At 67.6% G+C, this 17,346-nt stretch carries 18 protein-coding genes and 2 pseudogenes; 11 read left to right on the top strand and 9 right to left on the bottom strand.

Annotation, left to right across the window (positions count from 1 at the left end):
• Window positions 1–10: 10 nt before the first annotated feature.
• On the top strand, window positions 11–604 hold the full coding sequence (locus ACZ4S3_RS31750) for a TetR/AcrR family transcriptional regulator (RefSeq protein ID WP_467940479.1): 594 nt from the start codon (window positions 11–13) through the stop codon (window positions 602–604).
• A gap of 565 nt (window positions 605–1,169) precedes the next feature.
• Here ACZ4S3_RS31750 and ACZ4S3_RS31745 read toward each other — a convergent pair.
• From ACZ4S3_RS31745 to ACZ4S3_RS31730, 4 genes are all read right to left on the bottom strand, one after another.
• On the bottom strand, window positions 1,170–1,739 hold the full coding sequence (locus tag ACZ4S3_RS31745; RefSeq protein ID WP_467940477.1) for a DinB family protein: 570 nt from the start codon (window positions 1,737–1,739) through the stop codon (window positions 1,170–1,172).
• Window positions 1,740–1,792: 53 nt separating this feature from the next.
• Complete coding sequence (locus tag ACZ4S3_RS31740) at window positions 1,793–2,254, bottom strand: helix-turn-helix domain-containing protein (RefSeq protein ID WP_467940769.1); 462 nt, start codon at window positions 2,252–2,254, stop codon at window positions 1,793–1,795.
• Window positions 2,255–2,356: 102 nt separating this feature from the next.
• On the bottom strand, window positions 2,357–3,697 hold the full coding sequence (locus tag ACZ4S3_RS31735) for an erythromycin esterase family protein (RefSeq protein WP_467940475.1): 1,341 nt from the start codon (window positions 3,695–3,697) through the stop codon (window positions 2,357–2,359).
• A 291-nt stretch (window positions 3,698–3,988) separates the two neighbouring features.
• The gene (locus tag ACZ4S3_RS31730; protein WP_467940473.1) at window positions 3,989–4,396 is read right to left on the bottom strand and encodes a MerR family transcriptional regulator; all 408 of its coding nucleotides are present in this window, start codon (window positions 4,394–4,396) and stop codon (window positions 3,989–3,991) included.
• A gap of 49 nt (window positions 4,397–4,445) precedes the next feature.
• On the opposite strand from ACZ4S3_RS31730, the gene ACZ4S3_RS31725 reads away from it, so the two are divergent.
• Window positions 4,446–5,330, top strand: coding sequence for an NAD(P)-dependent oxidoreductase (locus ACZ4S3_RS31725; RefSeq protein WP_467940471.1), 885 nt, complete (start codon window positions 4,446–4,448; stop codon window positions 5,328–5,330).
• 8 nt (window positions 5,331–5,338) lie between these two features.
• Here ACZ4S3_RS31725 and ACZ4S3_RS31720 read toward each other — a convergent pair whose 3' ends face one another.
• Window positions 5,339–6,529, bottom strand: a complete 1,191-nt coding sequence (locus tag ACZ4S3_RS31720) for an IS110 family RNA-guided transposase (protein ID WP_467940469.1) — start codon at window positions 6,527–6,529, stop codon at window positions 5,339–5,341.
• Window positions 6,530–7,099: 570 nt separating this feature from the next.
• Here ACZ4S3_RS31720 and ACZ4S3_RS31715 point away from each other — a divergent pair.
• The 8 genes and pseudogenes from ACZ4S3_RS31715 to ACZ4S3_RS31680 form a co-directional block, all read left to right on the top strand.
• Window positions 7,100–7,549: pseudogene (locus ACZ4S3_RS31715) on the top strand (transposase); the annotation flags it as partial.
• Window positions 7,550–7,672 carry a hypothetical protein gene (locus ACZ4S3_RS31710; RefSeq protein WP_467940790.1) on the top strand — a complete coding sequence of 41 codons (123 nt, stop codon included), beginning with the start codon at window positions 7,550–7,552 and terminating at the stop codon, window positions 7,670–7,672.
• A gap of 329 nt (window positions 7,673–8,001) precedes the next feature.
• Window positions 8,002–9,249, top strand: a complete 1,248-nt coding sequence (locus ACZ4S3_RS31705) for a sensor histidine kinase (RefSeq protein WP_467940467.1) — start codon at window positions 8,002–8,004, stop codon at window positions 9,247–9,249.
• Window positions 9,250–10,040: 791 nt separating this feature from the next.
• Window positions 10,041–10,250, top strand: a complete 210-nt coding sequence (locus ACZ4S3_RS31700; protein ID WP_467940465.1) for a hypothetical protein — start codon at window positions 10,041–10,043, stop codon at window positions 10,248–10,250.
• A gap of 274 nt (window positions 10,251–10,524) precedes the next feature.
• Window positions 10,525–11,208 (top strand): restriction endonuclease, encoded by a 684-nt coding sequence (locus tag ACZ4S3_RS31695; protein WP_467940463.1) that lies wholly within the window; start codon window positions 10,525–10,527, stop codon window positions 11,206–11,208.
• Window positions 11,209–11,753: 545 nt separating this feature from the next.
• On the top strand, window positions 11,754–12,194 hold the full coding sequence (locus tag ACZ4S3_RS31690) for a hypothetical protein (RefSeq protein WP_467940460.1): 441 nt from the start codon (window positions 11,754–11,756) through the stop codon (window positions 12,192–12,194).
• Window positions 12,195–12,224: 30 nt separating this feature from the next.
• On the top strand, window positions 12,225–12,350 hold the full coding sequence (locus ACZ4S3_RS31685; RefSeq protein WP_467940458.1) for a hypothetical protein: 126 nt from the start codon (window positions 12,225–12,227) through the stop codon (window positions 12,348–12,350).
• 600 nt (window positions 12,351–12,950) lie between these two features.
• Window positions 12,951–13,472: a DUF4232 domain-containing protein gene (locus tag ACZ4S3_RS31680; RefSeq protein WP_467940456.1), complete on the top strand. Its 522-nt coding sequence runs from the start codon at window positions 12,951–12,953 to the stop codon at window positions 13,470–13,472.
• Between the two features lie 707 nt (window positions 13,473–14,179).
• Here the strand turns inward: ACZ4S3_RS31680 and ACZ4S3_RS31675 are convergent.
• Complete coding sequence (locus ACZ4S3_RS31675; protein WP_467940454.1) at window positions 14,180–15,145, bottom strand: helix-turn-helix transcriptional regulator; 966 nt, start codon at window positions 15,143–15,145, stop codon at window positions 14,180–14,182.
• Between the two features lie 63 nt (window positions 15,146–15,208).
• On the opposite strand from ACZ4S3_RS31675, the gene ACZ4S3_RS31670 reads away from it, so the two are divergent.
• Window positions 15,209–15,595, top strand: coding sequence for a VOC family protein (locus ACZ4S3_RS31670; protein ID WP_467940451.1), 387 nt, complete (start codon window positions 15,209–15,211; stop codon window positions 15,593–15,595).
• A gap of 187 nt (window positions 15,596–15,782) precedes the next feature.
• On the opposite strand, the gene ACZ4S3_RS31665 is transcribed toward ACZ4S3_RS31670, so the two are convergent.
• From ACZ4S3_RS31665 to ACZ4S3_RS31655, 3 genes and pseudogenes are all read right to left on the bottom strand, one after another.
• A complete protein-coding gene (locus ACZ4S3_RS31665; protein WP_467940449.1) occupies window positions 15,783–15,965 on the bottom strand; it encodes a hypothetical protein in 183 nt (60 codons plus the stop codon).
• Window positions 15,966–15,992: 27 nt separating this feature from the next.
• Window positions 15,993–16,143: pseudogene (locus tag ACZ4S3_RS31660) on the bottom strand (IS5/IS1182 family transposase); the annotation flags it as partial.
• Between the two features lie 39 nt (window positions 16,144–16,182).
• Window positions 16,183–17,223 (bottom strand): vWA domain-containing protein, encoded by a 1,041-nt coding sequence (locus ACZ4S3_RS31655; RefSeq protein ID WP_467940447.1) that lies wholly within the window; start codon window positions 17,221–17,223, stop codon window positions 16,183–16,185.
• Between the last annotated feature and the right edge of the window lie 123 nt (window positions 17,224–17,346).

The raw sequence follows: 17,346 nt of genomic DNA, 5'->3' as shown, positions 1-17,346 counted from the left end.
GTGCGAGGCAGTGGCCGACCGTGCGACCGACCGTCAGGCATTGATCTTGGAAGCGGCCGTCCGCGTCATCGCCCGTCATGGCGTACGGGGACTGCGCGTCGAGAAGCTGGCAGCCGAGGCCGGCGTCTCCACGGCGCTGATCTACTACCACTTCGGAGACCGCTCCGGCCTCGTCCGCAGAACCCTGGAGTTCATCAGCGACCGGGCCGAGGAGTACACCGACGAGGGCCTGAACGGCACTCATGACGCCCGCACCAAGCTGGAACAGCTGCTACTGACCGAACTCCAGGACACCCCGCGCGTACGGGAGAACAGCACGGCCTGGGGCGAACTGCGAGCCAGCGCCATCTTCGAGACCGACCTCCGGGACACCCTGGCCCGCTCCACCCACACCTGGGTGGAAGACACCGCCGAGGTGATCCGAGAGGCCCAGCGCGCCGGCCTGGCCGTCGCGGAAGCCCATGCGCTCGACGCGGCCGAGCGGCTGACCGCACTGGTGGAGGGCGTCAGTGAACGCTGGCTCAGCGGCTCGCTGACGATCGAGCGGGCGCGGGAGCTGGTAGCGGGCGCCCTCGTCGCCGAACTCGGGCCGCGGTGCGCGTAACACCGACCTCTTGCCGCACGGCCACGGCTGCGGCGCCGGCGGCCCTGACCTTGGGCAGCGCCACCACCTTCGTAGCACCCGCGTCCGCGTCGGCGGAATCCGTCGCAGCCAACTCCACCACCGCTGCCGCGTCTTCCGTCCCCACCGCAACGTCATCGTCGGCCACGAGCGCACACCGGTACGGGACTACGGCAACTTCACCAGCTACGCCGGGCCCGTCTACCTTGACGCGCGCGGTACCTGCGTCGAATGGGAGGGCAGCATCCAGGACGCTTTGGAAGCGCCGGTCCCAGTACTCCGTCATGTCCTCCGTGCCAGGCAGGGCCGGCAGGCGGGGACGCGGGCCCGCGAAGCTGATCCAGTCGAGGATGACCAGGTCGTAGACGGTCAGGGTGGCGAAGACCAGCGCCGCGCAGACCACCGCCGGCAAGAAGGTCAGGCGTCCCGCCACGTCGGATCGCCCCGCCCCATGCCCGGGTCAACGAGGCGAGCACGGACCAGCCACCTCTGAGGCTTTCACTTCGAGGTGACGTGCTTGGTGGGGCGGGAGTAGATCCCGCCCTCGTTACTGGCCCACCCTTCCGTCGATGCACTCGCGCAACAGGTCGGCGTGCCCGCAGTGACGGGCGTACTCGTCGATCCTGTGCACCATCAGCTCCCGAACTGCGATCTTGTTCTTCCCCACGCGCTCGCCCAGGTCCGGGTGCTCGGCCAGCGCGGCGTCGGTCGAGGCCTGCTCGCGCTCCAGATCGGAGAACGCCGCATCGACCACGGCCTGCTCGGCGACCGCTCCGTGGAAGTCCGCGTCCTTCTCGCCGTACAGCTTCGGCAGCGGGTCACCGTCGCTGATCCAGTTGCGCCAGTCCCGTTCCACCTTGGCGAGGTGCCGAACCAGACCGAGCAGCGACATCGTCGACGGCGGAACCGACCGATGGGCCAGTTGCTTCGCATCCAGGCCCTCGCACTTCATCCGCAAGGTCAGGCGGTAGTCCGTCAGGTAGTCATGCAGCGTGGCCAGTTCGCCCTCGGGACTGTCCCCATCTTTGTTGCGGGGGTCGTCGTCCGGATCGGCCCACATGTCGGGGTAGACGGTTGCAGGGCTCCATCGCGCGGGTTGGTCACTCATACGTCGCATGGTCGTCCGTGACGGCCAAGCTCGCTACTGAGTTTTCCCTTCGAGGGCCGTTGTCACATCAGAGTGTGGCGCCGGTCTCGGCGACAAGGGCCTGGACGGAGCGGTGGACTCCGCGGCGGAGTTTCTTGGCGGTCAGTTCGGCGAACCACCGCTCTGGGACCGGTGGGGGCCAGGGCGAAGGCCCGCCAGATCCGGGAGATGGCCGACTGCGACATCCCGGTGGCCTGGGCCATCGTCCGCGTCGACCAGTGGGTTGCGTTCGCCGGCTTCTCCTCGAGTGTCTTGACGATCACCCGCTCGACGTCCGCGTCGGTGATCTTCCGCGGGGCCCCCGGGCTCGGCTCGTCGCACAGGCCATCCAGGCCCCGGTCAAGGAAGCGTCGGCGCCAGGTGCGAACCGTGTCCGGAGCAACCCCGAGACGACGCGAAACCCCCATGATCGAATGCCCCGCGGCGCACTCCAGCACGATCCGCGACCGCAGAGCCAACGCCTGCGCGGTCGAGCGCCGACGCACCCACCCCTCAAGCACAGCCCGCTGGGCATCAGTTACCGACAACGGCGGAATCGTCGGTCCAGGACGCGTCACACACAACCAACGACGAACCTCCAACTCACGTCACTGGGGCCTGTCTGGTGAAGATGCATGCGATGTGGAGGCTGCTTCGGCGAAGTCCACAGTGAGAGTGGTGCGTGGCACGCTGATCACCGCGTCGTAGGCCTCCAGGGCCGACACGGGCAGGAAGCCGTTGTCCATGCGGATCCGGGTTGGCTCCGGCAGGCCATGTCGCAGGGCGTGCGTGCGCAGCGCGCGGGTGTCCACCAGCGCCGGCCCTTCGAGCACGCCTGCGAACAGCGACTCCACGCTGTCAGGTGTCGCTTCGGGGGCGTCGGCTGCAGATTGGCGCATCCCGGAAGGGTGCGCCGGATCGGGGACGTTCGCCACGGTCCGGCCGCCACCGCTGGTCAGCGCCACGGACACATAGTCCGTCCCGAGCTCTTGGGCGAGGGGGTATCCCATGGGCGTCCGGGCGAGCGGGCCGCCCTCGGGGTTGGCGGTGCGTTGGATGTGGGCGTTGTGCGCGGAGACGACAATGCGGGTACCGGGTGCGGATCGGTCGAGCAGGTGCAACAGGCTGTCTGCCAGGTAGCGGTCTCGGGCAGCAAGGTCGGCGGCGTCGGGTGCGCCGCCGAGCAGTTCGGACATCGCGCGCTGCATCTGGTCGGTGCGCCAGGCCGCCCAGACGTCCGAGAGGGCATTCTCGTATGCCTGGCGGCCGCCGCTCTCGACATAGACCTCACGCATGACGGTGACCCGATTGAGCAGCCGGCCGAGGATGGCCGAGAGCCGATCCTGGACTGCGGGATCGAGGCGGAGGCGGGCGTGGGCGGGGACCAGACCCGAGCCGCCCGCAAGCGGCTCCGACAGCGCCAGAGCGGTACGCGCATAGTGCACCGCGCCGGAGTCGACATCGGCCAGATACCTGGCGACCGGCTCCAGCACGGGCGCCAGCGAGCCGCCGGCTGCCGGGACGTCGAGCCCGGCGAAGCGGACCGGATGCGGCGCGGTGGCATTGTGGGCGCGCAGCCACCGCAGGGTGTCGCGGCCCTCGGCGGACTGGCCCGGATAGCCGTCGCTGCGAGGCGTGATCAGCGCGTCGAGATCACCGTCATCGCCCTTAACCCAGGCGTCAACGGCTCGGCCGGAGGCGGCCCCGAACTCCACTGCGTAGACGGTAAATCCGCACTCCTGGACCAAAAAGCGCAGCATTCGATCGCGCATCAGCCCGAACTCGCGTATCTGGTGGGAGTTCTCGCCCAGCGCGACCACTCGCGCGTCACCGACGAGTCGGCGCAGCGGCTCCAGGTCGTCGAGCGGGGCGGCAAGGCCAGGAGTGGCAAGACGGACGGCGTTGCGCATAGTCCACTCGGCGAGGGGGAGCGGGCGTGGCAGGCTCATGACTGTGACACTAACAACCAGTGCTCATGCTCGAGTGACCTGATTCAGAAGTTCCCTGACAGTTCCCGCTTGGGCTGGGACGCTGATCGAATGAGTGGCCGTGCTCCCGACCTGGGAGGATGGGGCTTGTCGAAGGCTCCGTCCACTGTGGGAAAGAAGTCTCTCACCAGGTGAAGCGTGCGGCTCTGTCCCCGCGTGTTCGTGTCCAGGCCGGGGTGTCGGCGGTGGTCTCGCAGGCCGGCTGGGTGTTGCTGGTCGAGACGGTTCCGCAAGATGGGGGATCCCGGCTGTTCAGGCGGGGGTGGGCTCCTGGTCGGCATCGTCGAAGGGTGGGTAGCTCTCGTTGCCCATTCGCTCGGCCGCATCGATGTAGCCGGCAAGAGCGTCGCGGGATTGAGCAAGCCTGTTCATCTGATCGTCCAGTCGTTGCATCCGTGACCGCATCGCGTCCAGCAACTCGGAACAGCCGGGCAGCTCCGGGGCCTCTCCGACCGCACAGGGCAGCAGGTACGCGATGTCGTCGGAGGACAGACCGGCGCCAAGCAGGTGGCGGATCTGCTTCACCCGCAGCACGGCGTCCTCGTCGTACTCGCGGTATCCGTTCGCGCCGCGGTCTGCCTCCAGCAGTTCCTGGGCCTCGTAGTAGCGCAACTGATGGGTGTTGACGCCTGTCCGACGACTCAGTTCCCCGATCCGCATCGCAACCTCGCTTGACCTTCACACCGGTATCAACGTTGACGATGCTGCCATGAACAACAAAACCGATACACCCGTGACAGTCATCGGACTCGGACTGATGGGCCAGGCACTCGCCGGCGCGTTCCTCAAAGCCGGGCGTCCCACAACCGTGTGGAACCGTACGGCTTCCAAGGCCGACCAGTTGGTGGCCGAGGGGGCACGGCTGGCGCCAACGGTTGGCGACGCGCTCAAGGCAGGTTCCCTGACGATCATCTGTGTCACCGACTACCAGGCCATGCACGATCTGCTCGGCGCGAGCGATATCGAGCTGGACGGCACGATGTTGATCAACCTGACCTCGGGCGACTCGGCCCAGGCCCGGGAAGCCGCCCATTGGGCCGAGCGGCGCGGTGCCCGTTACCTGGACGGCGCCATCATGGCCATCCCGTCGGCGATCGGGACCGCCGAGGCGGTGATTCTGCACAGCGGGCCGCAGTCGGACTTCGAGGCACACAAGTCGACGCTCGACGCGCTCGGCACCGTCACCTACCTTGGCGCGGACCATGGGCTGGCGTCCCTGTACGACGTGGCCGGCTTGGCCATGATGTGGAGCGTCCTGAACGCCTGGCTCCAGGGCAGTGCCCTGCTCAGGACGGCCGGTGTCGACGCCGCGACGTACGCGCCGTTCGCCCGGCAGATCGCCGCCAGTGTGGCCGAATGGCTGCCCGGGCATGCCGAGCAGATCGACAGCGGCTGCTTCCCGGCCGAGGTGGCGTCCCTGGAGACCCACGCCCGGTCGATGGATCACCTGATCGAGGAGAGCGAGGCGGTGGGCGTCAACGCCGAACTGCCGAAGCTGATCAAGGCGATGGCCGACCGCGCGATCGCCGCCGGACACGGTGGGGAGCAGTATCCCGTGCTGATCGAAGAGTTCGGCAAACCCCAGGATTCCTAATGGAGTTGTCAAGCGGCCAGGGTGACGGGTGGTATGGGGTCGTAGCACCGTCCGTCACGCAGGAGTGCCCACAGGACGTTGACCCGGCGCCGGGCGAGCGCCATGACAGCCTGACTGTGTCGTTTGCCTTCGGCTCGCTTGCGGTCGTAAAAGCGACGGGATTCGTCGCAGCAGCGGATGCTGATCAACGCGGAGGTGTAGAAGACGCGTTGGAGACGTCGGCTGTAGCGGGTGGGGCGGTGCAGGTTGCCGCTCACCTTCCCGGAGTCACGAGGCGCCGGGGAGACGCCGGCGAAGGCGGCCAGCCGGTCCGCGCTGGCGAATGCGCCTATGCCCCCGCCGATGGCGGCCAGGAATTCGGCGCCCAGCAGGACGCCGATGCCGGGCATGCTCGTGATCACCTCCGCGTTGCGGTGGCGGCGAAACCGGCCCTCGATGAGCTTGTCGGTCTCCGCGATCTTCTCGTTGAGGGCCATCACCTCCCGGGCCAGGGAGTGCACGACGTGGGCGGTCATGTCCTCGCCGGAGACGCTGGTGTGCTGCCCTTCGGCGGCCTGGACGGCCCTGGCGGCGAGTTCGTCGGCGCCGCGGACCTTGCGGTTGCGCAGCCAGGTGACCAGACGCCGTCGGCCGGTGCGGCGGATGGCGGCCGGGGTCTGGTAGCCGGTCAGAAGTACCAGGGGTCCGACGTTGTCCAGGTCGAGTTCGCGCTCCAGCCCGGGGAAGATCTCGGTGAGGTGGCCGCGGAGTCGGTTGATGGTCCGGGTGCGGTCGTCGCTGAGGTCACGGCGGTGCCGGGTGAGGACCTTCAGCTCGGACACCAGCTCGTCACCGGGCCGCAAGGGCGTGAGGTCACGTCGGATGCGGGCCTGGTCGGCGATTACCGCTGCGTCCTTGGCATCGGTCTTGCCGTCACCCCGGTAGCCCTCGGAGGCCCGGTTGACCGTGCGTCCGGGGATGTAGAGGAGCTGCTGGCCGTGGTTGAGCAGGACCGCGATGACCGGGGCGGCCCCGCCGTCCGCCAGGTCGATGCCCCAGACCGCTTCGTCGCCCAGGGCGAGAACGTCTGCGAGGAGCTTCAGCAGCTCGGTCTCGTCGTTGGCGACGCGCCGGGACAGCAGCCGCTTGCCCGTGTCGTCGATCACCACGCAGTGGTGATGGGTCTTCCCTGCGTCGATACCGGCCCAGATCGCTGTCACTCGCTTCTCCGCAGGTCGTGTTCGTACAGGCACCACGGACGACCTCGCTGTCGAGTCCCTACTGAGCGATCAATGCCGCAATTCCTAATGAGCAGCCGAGTCGTCGTGGGGCACCGGGCGGCGAATCGTGGGAAGCCACAACCACGGCAGACGACTGAAAGCCACACCCAGCGCCCCTGGGTGAGCCAACCCTACGAATGGCTCGCTCATCCCGATCAACAAGGTAGGGACGACTGACCGATTCCGACACCGGGCTCTACCTGCGGGCTTTCGTACGGCGGGCTGTTCGGATCGTGATCACGAACGAGGGAAGTGCCTCTGCCCGGCGAGAATGAGGATTGTCGCGGTCCTTGTTCGCGCGTCGTTCGGAGGCGCTTTCCAGGTGAAGCAGCGTTTTGGGTCCTACCCGTGTGTCCGCGTTGAGGCGGCGGTCGCGGCGTTGTCGGCCAGGCCGGCGCGGTGTTGCTCGTCGAGACTGCCGACAAGACCGGACCGTATCGCGCGATCTCTTCGGCGCTGGAGCCGTGGCGCAAGCCGCGGGCGGTGCACGGTCCGGGCAAGATCCTGCTGGATGTGGCGCTCGCGGCCGCGCTGGGCGGCGACGAGCTTCACGGCCGGCCGAAGGGGATGCGGCTGATCGTTCCGCAAGGAACGTCCGCACCCCGGCGCCCAGTTGCGCTTCACCGACGCCGACGGCCATCGGCTGGCCTGCTTCGCCACCAACACAGCCGACACCCCGATCGCGAAGCTGGAGGTGCGCCACCGCCTGCGGGCGCGGGCCGAGGACCGCATCCGCGCCGCCCGCACCACCGGCCTGACCAACCTGCCCCTGCATGACACCGCGCAGAACCGGATCTGGCTGGAGATAGTCCAGCTCGCCCTCGAACTGCCGGCCTGGCTGCCCCTGCTCGCCTGACCGGCTAAACCCGCCTCTGGGAGCCACGCCGGATACGGCTGCGGCTCTTCTCCGCCGCCGCCCGCCTGATCACCACCGGCCGCCGTCGCTACCTGCTCTTTGCGGTGGTGCTCGGTGCGATCCAGTACGACAGCTCGGGGCGCGATGACCGCTCCAACCGGAGCCTGGACGCCGAGCATGTGACGGTGAAGAAGACCGGCCGCGTGCCGGTCAACCTGCGCGGCTGACCCCTGTCGGACCGCTCCGGCCACAACAACCGCTTCGACCTGTTCCAGGACCGCCGCGCCTACGTCTGGGACAACAACGCGACACCGCCACGAGTGTGGTGGCAGCCTGCCTGGCCTGTGCGCGGCTGTCGGGCATCCGTGGCCGTGAAGGAGTGGTCGGTTTCTTGCTGATGGGACTTCTTACCGTCGGTTTATGGCTTTCTGGGCAGGATGGAGGGAAAACAACTCCATTCTGGTGCAAGGCGCGTGAGAGAGGATCAGTAGTGCGTTCACTCATCATCCTGGTTTTGGCTATTGTGCCCGTTACGGGTTGTCGAGGCTGACCGGCGATGGCTGCATCCTCCGAATCCTCCGCACCGCTGACTGTGCCTGCGAAACCGACTTGGGCTCCCAAACCACTGGACCGGGATGCTCTCTGGCTGCGCCCCACGATCCGGATACGGCTGACGCTGCTGTACGGCGGCATGTTCCTGATGGCCGGCATGGTGCTGCTCGCCATCATCTACATGCTGGCTGCGGACGCCCTGGAGGACGGCGTCCCGTCGCTCGGAATCTCCGGTAGCGACATCAGCGTCAGCAGTGACAGATGTGCTTCTCTGCCCTCGGCTGTTTCCCTCCACGAGGTCAACGTCGCCCTGAACAGCTGTATCGAACAGCAACGTGTCGGGGCACTACAAACCCTTCTGAACCGTTCATTGCTGGCGTTGGTAGGGCTCAGCATCGTCGCCTTCGCCTTCGGTTACGCCATGGCCGGCCGGGTGCTGTCCCCGCTGGGGCGCATCACGCGTACCGCCCAGCGGGTGGCGGGCTCGGACCTGCACCGGCGGATCGAGCTGGGCGGGCCCGACGACGAGCTCAAGGAGCTGGCCGACACCTTCGACGAGATGCTCGACCGCCTGGACCGGGCCTTCGAGTCGCAGCGTCGCTTTGTCTCCAATGCCTCGCACGAGCTGCGGACACCGCTGGCGATCAACCGCACGCTGCTGGAGGTCCAGCTCGCCGACCCGGACGCGTCCCCCGAGCTCGCGCAGCTCGGCAAGACGCTGCTGGCGACGAACGAGCGCAGCGAGCAGCTGGTGGAGGGCCTGCTGCTGCTCGCCCGCAGCGAGAACCAGGTGGTCGACAAGAAGCCGGTCGATCTCTCCGAGGTCGCCGCGCAGGCCGTCGACCAGAACCGGGAGGAGGGGCAGGCCAAGGGAGTCGAGTTCCGCGGCGTCCGCCAACAGGTCTTCGTCCAGGGCAACGGCATCCTGCTGGAGCGCATCGCGCTCAACCTCGTCCAGAACGCCGTGCGCTACAACGTCCCCGAGGACGGCTGGGTCGAGGTCACCACCGAGCCGCAACCCGGCTGCGCGGTCATGATCGTCTCCAACACCGGCCCGGTCGTCCCCGCCTACGAGGTGGAAAACCTCTTCGAACCCTTCCGGCGGCTGCGCACCGAGCGCACCGGCAGCGACAAGGGCGTCGGCCTGGGACTGTCCATCGTGCGCTCGGTGGTGCGCGCCCATGACGGCACCATCACGGCCGAGCCACGCGAAGGCGGCGGACTCGTCATCAGGATTTCGATACCGCAGTAGTGAATTCTTTCTGATGCGGTGGGCCCGGAGGGTTTCTCCGGGCCCACGGTGTCGCTTTACGCAGTTGGGGTATTGTCCGGGTGCCGCTTGCGCTGTCCAGGTAATTTACCAAGAACTTTATTCCCTGGCCGTCCGGCCGCCGGCGGGAGAATCGGTGGTGTAAATGGTCGCGTCCCCGGCGTATGCAGTGCCGGACGTGACCGACTCCAGACTCCTCATTTTCATTCGTCCGTGAAGGCTTGTTCGGCGGCAGGGGGTTATGCATCCCTGTGGCTGAAATCAGGCGCCAGTCGCCGAGGCTTGATGCAGGACCAGCAGATGCCAGGAGTGAACCGGAACGGCAGGGAAATAGTCCGCTGGGAAGACAGGGAAGGGTAGCGGAATCAATCAGTGCGCTTCGTGAGTGCGTACCGACCCCCCCGGCGAGGAATCAGGGCAGAACGCAAGCATCTGAGTGCACCGCCCGCGAGAACGCCGGATTGCCGTGAGCGTGGTACCCGGCGGGCCGGCGACGCCCCGACGAGGGCCATCCCGCGGGTGGATCGGAGCGAACCAGGTCCCGATCAATGGACGCGAAGCATCCCCGCAGGCGTGGGGAGCACCTTTCAGAGGGAGATGCCGACGGCCCCGGACACCGTCTGCCGACGCCTGACGCTCGAGCAGGCGCGCAAGGCCGTCGATCAGGCCAGACCGATGCGAGTCCGCCAATCCGTTCCACTCCGGCCCCAGCGCAACCCCGTCTCCGCCACAGTGACCCTCAACTGCTGTTGCCACCGTGGGGGACCGGTCGGGTGCTGACGATCAACGTTGCTGTATTGCTCTTCATCATCGTCGTCCTCCGGCTCCGCCGGCGCACCGAAGCCCGCAGCCGCCGCGACGAGAAGATGACCGTCGTCATTGTGCTGGCCCTGGGCGTCGTCCTCGCCCCCACACCGGTCGGCGAAGGCATCCTCAACGTCCTCACCCAGCTCGTGCACGGTGCCTCCCAGGCCAGCCGGTAGGGGCTGTTGGCCGTTCGGTCAGGGCTGCGTCTCGTCCCCGCACGCTGACAGGGCGCGGATGCACCCAGGGCGCCCAACGCCCGGCAGGCCGAAGGTGGCAGGACCGTCTGCAGCACGTACGGCTTCGGCCCGGCCTCGGCCCTGGACACGGACGAGTGATCGGCCTCGACGCCAACCACGAAGCACAACCAGCCAATGTCACCGGGCCTGCCCACCGCAGGCCCGTCGCCACACAACACTGAGCAGACCAGACCGCATCTCCGGGGGGAACCGCATGGCCACACCCGCACGCCGTCGCTCCGCCGCCACCCGACGCCCGAACCGCCCCAAGCGCCGCCCCCGCGGCAAGGCCGCCCGGCGCCGTGCACGCGAAGCCAAGGCCTTCGCGGCCCTTCTCGTCGGCGCCTTCGCCATCGCGGTCGTGAGTGCCTACCCCGTCACCAGCACCATCGTTATTGTCCTAGCAGCCGCCGCGGCCCTGACCATCTACCTGGCCCGCACCGGCCGACTCCGCCTCCCCGCGAGTTTGGTCGGCACAGCAGGAGCCGGTTCCCGCAGGGATTTCACCCACACCATCGCCGCCTACCAGAGCATGGGCTACACCGAGTTCGAACACGCCATGGCAGACCTCGCCTGCCGCGACGCCGCCGTCCGCAAAACCGAAGTCTCCGGCGGCAAGAACGACCGTGGTCTCGACGTCCTGGTCCACCTCCACAGTGGGGACCGCTACCTCCTTCAGTGCAAGCGCTGGAAAGGCCGCGTCGGCTCCGAAGAGGTCATGAAGATCAACGGCACGTACCGGGACATCCACAACTGCGTCGGCGCGGCCATCATCACCACCAGCGCCTTCACAGCAGACGCCGAGCGCACCAACGCCATGCTGCCCAAGGCGCTACGACTCATCGACGGCCGCGGCCTTGCCCGCTGGGCCTCCGGCGGTAGGCCTCCCTGGGCCTGAGGCAAGCAGTAAGGGGAATTGCACGTCGGACCCCGCGGCTCGATTCGCGGGACCCGTTGGGACTTCAGCCCGTCGTAACAAGCCATTGGGGGCCGAACAGCCCTCGAAACGGTACTGAGCAGGAAGGGCGCCCGACACGCTTCCCCCAGTGGGAGAGCCACCCGAGCGGTCCGCCGACTGCAACCGGATCAGTTCACTCCGGCGGGGCCACGGGGGAGGCGGAGCCAACTGCCCCACCTCCCGCCCACCTCCCGCCCGCGTCCACGGCGCCGTCGTCCCTACTTCGTGGCTTCTCCTTCCCCTTCGTCCCCGCTCCCTGGCTCCGCGTCGACGGCGTCGCGCCGGCACTTCCGGTGGTCGTGGTCCATTTGCCGTGCCGCATGCAGCGGCACGGGGTAGCGGGCGCGGTCGGAGCAGAAGAGGGGTCTGGTGCCACAGGCGGGCGGTCATGGCCACTAGGCCCTGTCCTCTAGGTCCTGTCCTCGCGACCATCCCGTAGGGCGCCTCGATGGTACGTTGACCGGCATCGTGGAGGGGGCAAACAGGTGGACACTGACCTCCGGCATGCAGCTGTGGTGGCACTGGGCGAGCTCGGGCGAAGTCGTGACTACCGTGATCGGGCGGATGCCGGTCACGGCCTGGCAGCGTTCGCCGAGATGCAGGAGGCCCTCGGGCCACTGCTGGAGCTTGTGCCCGACCCGGGTGACACCTTCGTCACCCGGCGGACCGCGGAAGCATTGCTTCAGCGAAAGGACAGGGTCGGGCTGACGATAGTCGCGTCCGCACTGGCAGTCGCCAACTCGAATCACAGCGATTGGATCCACACCGCAATCGTCGATGTATTCGGCATCTTCTCCGACGACCGGGACCATGCGATGCGGCTGTGCGAGGAGATGTCGCGGGACACCGACGACCGTGTTGCGCTGGGAGCTCGTCAGCTGCACGGGATGCTGGCAGAGATCGATCCCGTTCTTCGTCCGGTATAGCGCTGGGCGAACGCTGTCGTGAGAGCGCAGGTGCTCGACGACAGAGGCCAGAACCTCATCGCGGGCCTCACCTGCGGCCCGTCGGGCGCCTCACTGGCGCCATCTCGACGGCCCTCCATGACGGCCAACGGCAGCGAGGAGCGCACCGCCTGCTGAGTGCCCCGACGATCGGCTGAATCGTTGACAGGGCTACGGGACATAAGGGAGATCTGCCGGATGTGCAGTGGGAGCGGCTTCGGGGCGCTCGGCCGCTTGCGCGGCGGCTTCACCACCAAGCTCCACCTGAGCGCGGACGGCCGCTGCCGCCCGCTGTCGTTGGTGGTCACGCCCGGACAACGGGCCGACTGCACCCAGTTCGAGCGCGTCATGGACCGGATCCCTGTCCCACGTCTGTCCGTCGGCCGGCCTCGCACGAAGCCGGTACTGCTCCGCTTCCCACCGGGTGCGCTTGGAGCCCGGCCGGCCGGCGCCGTTGCCGTCGTAGGCACGCGGGACGTTGCACAGCAGCCATACCGGCGTTACGAGGGACCGGGCCGTCCGTGAGCTGGGTGCCCGGTCCGTTAGTGATCCGTTAGCGGGGCGTCAACGCGCCGGAGGAGAGTTGTTTCTGAAGAACCGAAGGTCACCTCACCTATGGGCCCGGATTCCGGCCCTGCCGCGTACGACTGACTCACTGGCACGTCGGGACGCACGGGTGAGGCCGTGTCCTGTCGATCGTGCCTCCGGCTCGGGCCGGAAAAGAAGGAGCTGATGACCATGCGACGTCTGCGTACAGCCGTCACCGCCACTGCCGTTGCCGTGCTTGCCGCGGGGATGTGTGCCGGAGTCGCCTCGGCCGCAACCCTCTCAGCCGGGGCGTGCCAGCCGGGAACGCTGAAGGTGACGGCTACCGACGCGGGCGGCAGCCAGGCGGGTATGAACCATGCCGGCACCTACCTGAAGGCCGTGAACAGGGGGGCGAGCAGCTGCACGTTCAGCGGGTACGCGGGCCTGGCCCTCGAAGGCGCCGGACACACCGCCCTCACCACCACGGTCCGGCACGGTGACACGTACTTCGAGCAGGACCCCGGCGTCCACAAGGTCACCCTCAAGCCCGGCCAGGCTGCCTACGCCGACCTCGTCTGGACCCACACCGGCGCTTCCACCGCGCACGCCAAGTACCTGCAGGTCTCCCCGACGGGCAGCAATGCGCACAGCGTCATACCGTTCGCCGAGGACGTGGACAACGGCACGCTGGCCCTGACGGCCTGGACCGCGAAGGTCCCCAGCGCCTCCTGATTCCCGGCCCTGCTGCAAGGAGACGGCGCGACGCCCGCAACGGCGTCGGGCCGTCTTTTCTGCTGTCTGGATGGCCCCGCGTGGCCCGCCAGCGGCCGCCGCACGTGGGGTGTGCCGCGCCGCGCCGCGCCGAGAAGGCCGGCCAGGAGTCGCAACCAATCCGGACCGCGCCCCCTCAAATCTCCAGGCCTTCCGCCCCCTACGGCCATGCGCTTGAAGCGCACAAGACCGGCCAGAAGGCGCGAACGTCCCGGCCACCGGGGTCCGGGCGGTGTCCGACCGACCGGGGCGCGTGACGGTGGTCGACGGCAGTCCCGGCCTTGTCCGACGGCTTGAACACAGCGAACGTCTGCGGAGGCAACGCCTTTGGGGGCAGGGTGAGTTGGGGCGAAAGATGAGGGTTCGTGCGGGGTGACAGGCGGCAGATTCAGACGGCGGTCCTGGGCGGTGCGGATTAGGAGGAGCCGCTGATACTGCCGCTGGAACCGATCGAGCTGGACGCCTTCCGCCGGCGGCACGAGCACGACACGTTCTGGTACGGGCTCCTGCTCGGAGGCTGCGGTGTTCAGCTGACCACGACGCTCTACACCGATCGGGTCTGTTCCCTGTCAAGCGAAGCCTTGTTCGCTATCTGGGCCGTGTCTCCTCGATCAGGTAGCTCGTCGCTCTCGCAATGTGGGCTCGGCGCTCGTTCTCATGCAACGTCGCTACCGGGGCTGACCATTCGCGTTGTCCTCGAAGAGTTCCTGGGTACGGCGCAGCAGGGCTTGCCGTACAGCCTCCGGTGACAGGACTCGCAGGGGTGTGGCCAGGCTGAGGAGGTACCTGGCGAGCCCGTCTGCGTCGGGACCGCCGACGTCGACGATTGTGACGTCGGGGCCTTCGGGACGGTGCGTACCGACCGTCGATGGGATCAGCCGCAGAGCCTCGTTCATGGACACCGGGAGGCGGATGGTCGCAGAGAGCGGGTAGGGGCCGGTCGCGACGGAGCGGGAGACGAGCAGCGCCGGGTCGGGCGGGTCGATGAGTTCCACCGGGTGCCCGGTTGGCTGTAGTCGGTCGACCCTGTCGGCCCGAAAGGTCCGCCATTGACCACGCGCCACGTCCCGGGCGACGAAGTACCACCGGCGTCCTGTGTGGACGAGGCGGTACGGGTCGACCTCCCGGACCGTGGCCCTGCCTTGCCAGTCGCGGTAGGACAGGTGGGCGCGCTCACCCTGGCGGCATGCGGCGGCCAGTTCCAGCAGCATGCCGGGCGTGATCTGTGGCTCGTCGGGTCTGGGGGTGTGCACGAAGGCGGCGTCCATCTCACCCAGCCGGTCCGCGATCCGCTGCGGCAGAACCTGCCGCAGTTTCAGCAGCGCCGACAGTGCGGCTTGGTCGCCGCCGAGAGCGCCGCTCAGGGCCGCCTCGCGCAGCCCGACAGCCACGGCAAGTGCTTCTTCGTCATCGAGGATCAGCGGCGGCACCCGGGATCCGGCACGGAGGCGATATCCGCCCCATGGCCCGGGGTCGGACTCGATGGCGTAGCCGAGTTCCCGGAGCTTGGCGATGTCCCGCCGCACCGTGCGGTCGGTGACTGCTATCCGGTCGGCCAGCTCTGCGCACGTCCACGACGGCCGGGCGGCCAGCAAGGAGACCAGTCGCAGCAGGCGGGCGGATGAGCTGATCACGTTCTGAAGTGTTCCACATGACCAGGACCGAATCTGTCCTGGTCCCGTCGTAGCGTCTTCTCCATGAACACGGGAAACACCTCCGCACCCACCTTCCGCTACTCGGCCGTCACCTTCGACTGCCCGGACCCCGCCGAACTGGCCCGCTTCTACGGCGAGGTCCTCGGGCTGCCCGTCGTCTTCTCCACCGACCACTTCGTCCTGCTTGGCCAGGAGGGCGCGGCCGGACTGGGATTCAACCGGCTGTCCGACTACCGCCGTCCCACCTGGCCGGACCCTGACCAGGAAAAGCAGGCCCACATCGAACTGGGCGTCGATGACTTGGATGCCGCCCAGGCCCGGCTCCTTGCCCTGGGGGCCGTCACGCCCGAATTCCAGCCGGACCCCGACCGGTGGCGGGTTCTGCTAGACCCCGCCGGCCACCCGTTCTGCATCTCCACCTTGGTCTGAGCACGAGCCGCAAACCAAAACGCGGCGGACTGGGACGTCTTGGCCGCTCTGGCCAGTGCACCGTCGCTACGTACGACCAGGCCCTCATGGCAGCGCTCCCGGTCCGTTTCAGCGCACTGCGCCTGCTTGCCCTGTCCGGGCGAACCCTGATCGTGGACGGAGCCCACTTCCTGACCTCGTTCATGCATCAGCTGCTGGGCCGTCTGCTGCAATGGCTGGGCGCGATGGGCTGCCCCGTAGCGATGAGCGCAGCGTGGGCCAGGTGCTGGTCGGGGCCGGGGGCGTTGGGCCGTACTCCGTCCAGGATCTGGCAGAAGTAGTCGATCTGGGGGACGAGTTCGGCCTGGCTGGAGCCGAGCAGTCCGGGCACGTGCCGGACGGTCTGCACACCGTTGCAGTCGTAGCCTTTGTCGGCGTGCAGCTTGCCGGGTCGACGTCGGCGTGGTCCACGATGGCTGCGGACGGGAAGTATGGACTGCACCAGTTGGTTGCAGGGCGAGACCGTCGTGGGTATTGGCTGCGGAGATACCGACCGCGAAGGGAGCCCCGCCAGTCGGACCGGCGGGGCTTTCGGGGCTGCTGAGGCGTCAGATCATCAGCAGTAGCCGCGTGTGCGGTACCAGCTTCCGGTTCACGCTGGTGCTCTGCACAAAGATCGTGAAGTCGTCGTTGTGGTCCGGCTTGATACGAACTTCCATGTCCGGCAGGCCGAGCAGGGCTCGCGCCTCCGGCCCCGTGTACACCCGGTCCGTTTTCTTCTCCAGGACCGCAATCTGCTTCCGCGCCTGGATCTTCTCCGGCTTGCTCAGCTGATAGAATGCACAACCGTTACGGAAAGTGTGCCCGGATTCTGTGACCCAGTCCCGGATCATCGCTGCGCGAGCCACCGGGAGCAGCTGGTACTCGGACGGATTCGCCGGGGTGAGACCGGCTGCCTTTATGGTGTCCTTGTTGACAGCGTCGGCACCCGTGGAGAACACCGCCCGTGATCCCCGGATGCCCTGGGCGCGGCCCACCATGAATTTCTCGGTTGCCTGCTGGATGACCTGCCCGGCCTCCTCCAGGCCCTGTGTGCTCGTGGCGTCCCAGATGGCGATGTTGTCCTTCGGGAAACCGCACTGCATGGCCTCGCGCTTGCCCATCTGGTCCGGCACAAGGACGGCCAGCGTCCAGTTGTCCTCCTGCGTCGCGATCATCTTGGCCACGGCCTGCACCAGTTCCTGCGGATCCCTGGCAGGGGCATCCAGGCAGCGATGACTTGCATTCTCCTGTCCGTCAGTCAGTACGAACGTCAGGAAGCTGTGGTCGCCGTAGAGTTGAGCTGTCTGCGCCAGCTCCCGCTGCGACTTCAGCGTGGCCGCCAGCAGAGCCGTCATTCCACCGACCCGGTACAGCTGCTTCAGGGACGGCATCCGCAGCACGTCCTTGTCGTAGATGACGCACTCCACCTTGTCTGCGAAGACGTACACCGTAACGCGGGTTTCCTGGTCCAGTTCCTTCGATCGGCGGGCCAGATAGGCGATCTGCTGGTCGGCGACTTCGACGACCTTGCGGCTCAGTTGCGACATGGACGAACTGGCATCCAACACAAGAGCAACGTGATTGATGTAGTTCTGGGTTCCGGACATAACTGCTCCCCCTGTTTCCGACTCGATGCACCTAGTGACCTGAGTCAGAGATTCGGTGGCAGTAGGCGGCGATTTTGTCGAGGATTTCGTCGGCTGTTTTCGTCCAGGTGAAGGGTCTGGGTT

Source organism: Streptomyces sp. NPDC028368 (assembly GCF_055565615.1).
Note: the sequence above shows the minus strand (reverse complement) of the source record. Positions and strands in the feature narration are given on the sequence as shown.

Bases quoted from the DNA above. Each gene is read 5' to 3' on its own strand.
- ACZ4S3_RS31745 (WP_467940477.1), bottom strand. From the start codon at position 1,739: ATGCGACGTATGAGTGACCAACCCGCGCGATGGAGCCCTGCAACCGTC.
- ACZ4S3_RS31735 (WP_467940475.1), bottom strand. From the start codon at position 3,697: ATGAGCCTGCCACGCCCGCTCCCCCTCGCCGAGTGGACTATGCGCAAC.
- ACZ4S3_RS31730 (WP_467940473.1), bottom strand. From the start codon at position 4,396: ATGCGGATCGGGGAACTGAGTCGTCGGACAGGCGTCAACACCCATCAG.
- ACZ4S3_RS31725 (WP_467940471.1), top strand. From the start codon at position 4,446: ATGAACAACAAAACCGATACACCCGTGACAGTCATCGGACTCGGACTG.
- ACZ4S3_RS31705 (WP_467940467.1), top strand. From the start codon at position 8,002: ATGGCTGCATCCTCCGAATCCTCCGCACCGCTGACTGTGCCTGCGAAA.
- ACZ4S3_RS31695 (WP_467940463.1), top strand. From the start codon at position 10,525: ATGGCCACACCCGCACGCCGTCGCTCCGCCGCCACCCGACGCCCGAAC.
- ACZ4S3_RS31680 (WP_467940456.1), top strand. From the start codon at position 12,951: ATGCGACGTCTGCGTACAGCCGTCACCGCCACTGCCGTTGCCGTGCTT.
- ACZ4S3_RS31670 (WP_467940451.1), top strand. From the start codon at position 15,209: ATGAACACGGGAAACACCTCCGCACCCACCTTCCGCTACTCGGCCGTC.
- ACZ4S3_RS31655 (WP_467940447.1), bottom strand. From the start codon at position 17,223: ATGTCCGGAACCCAGAACTACATCAATCACGTTGCTCTTGTGTTGGAT.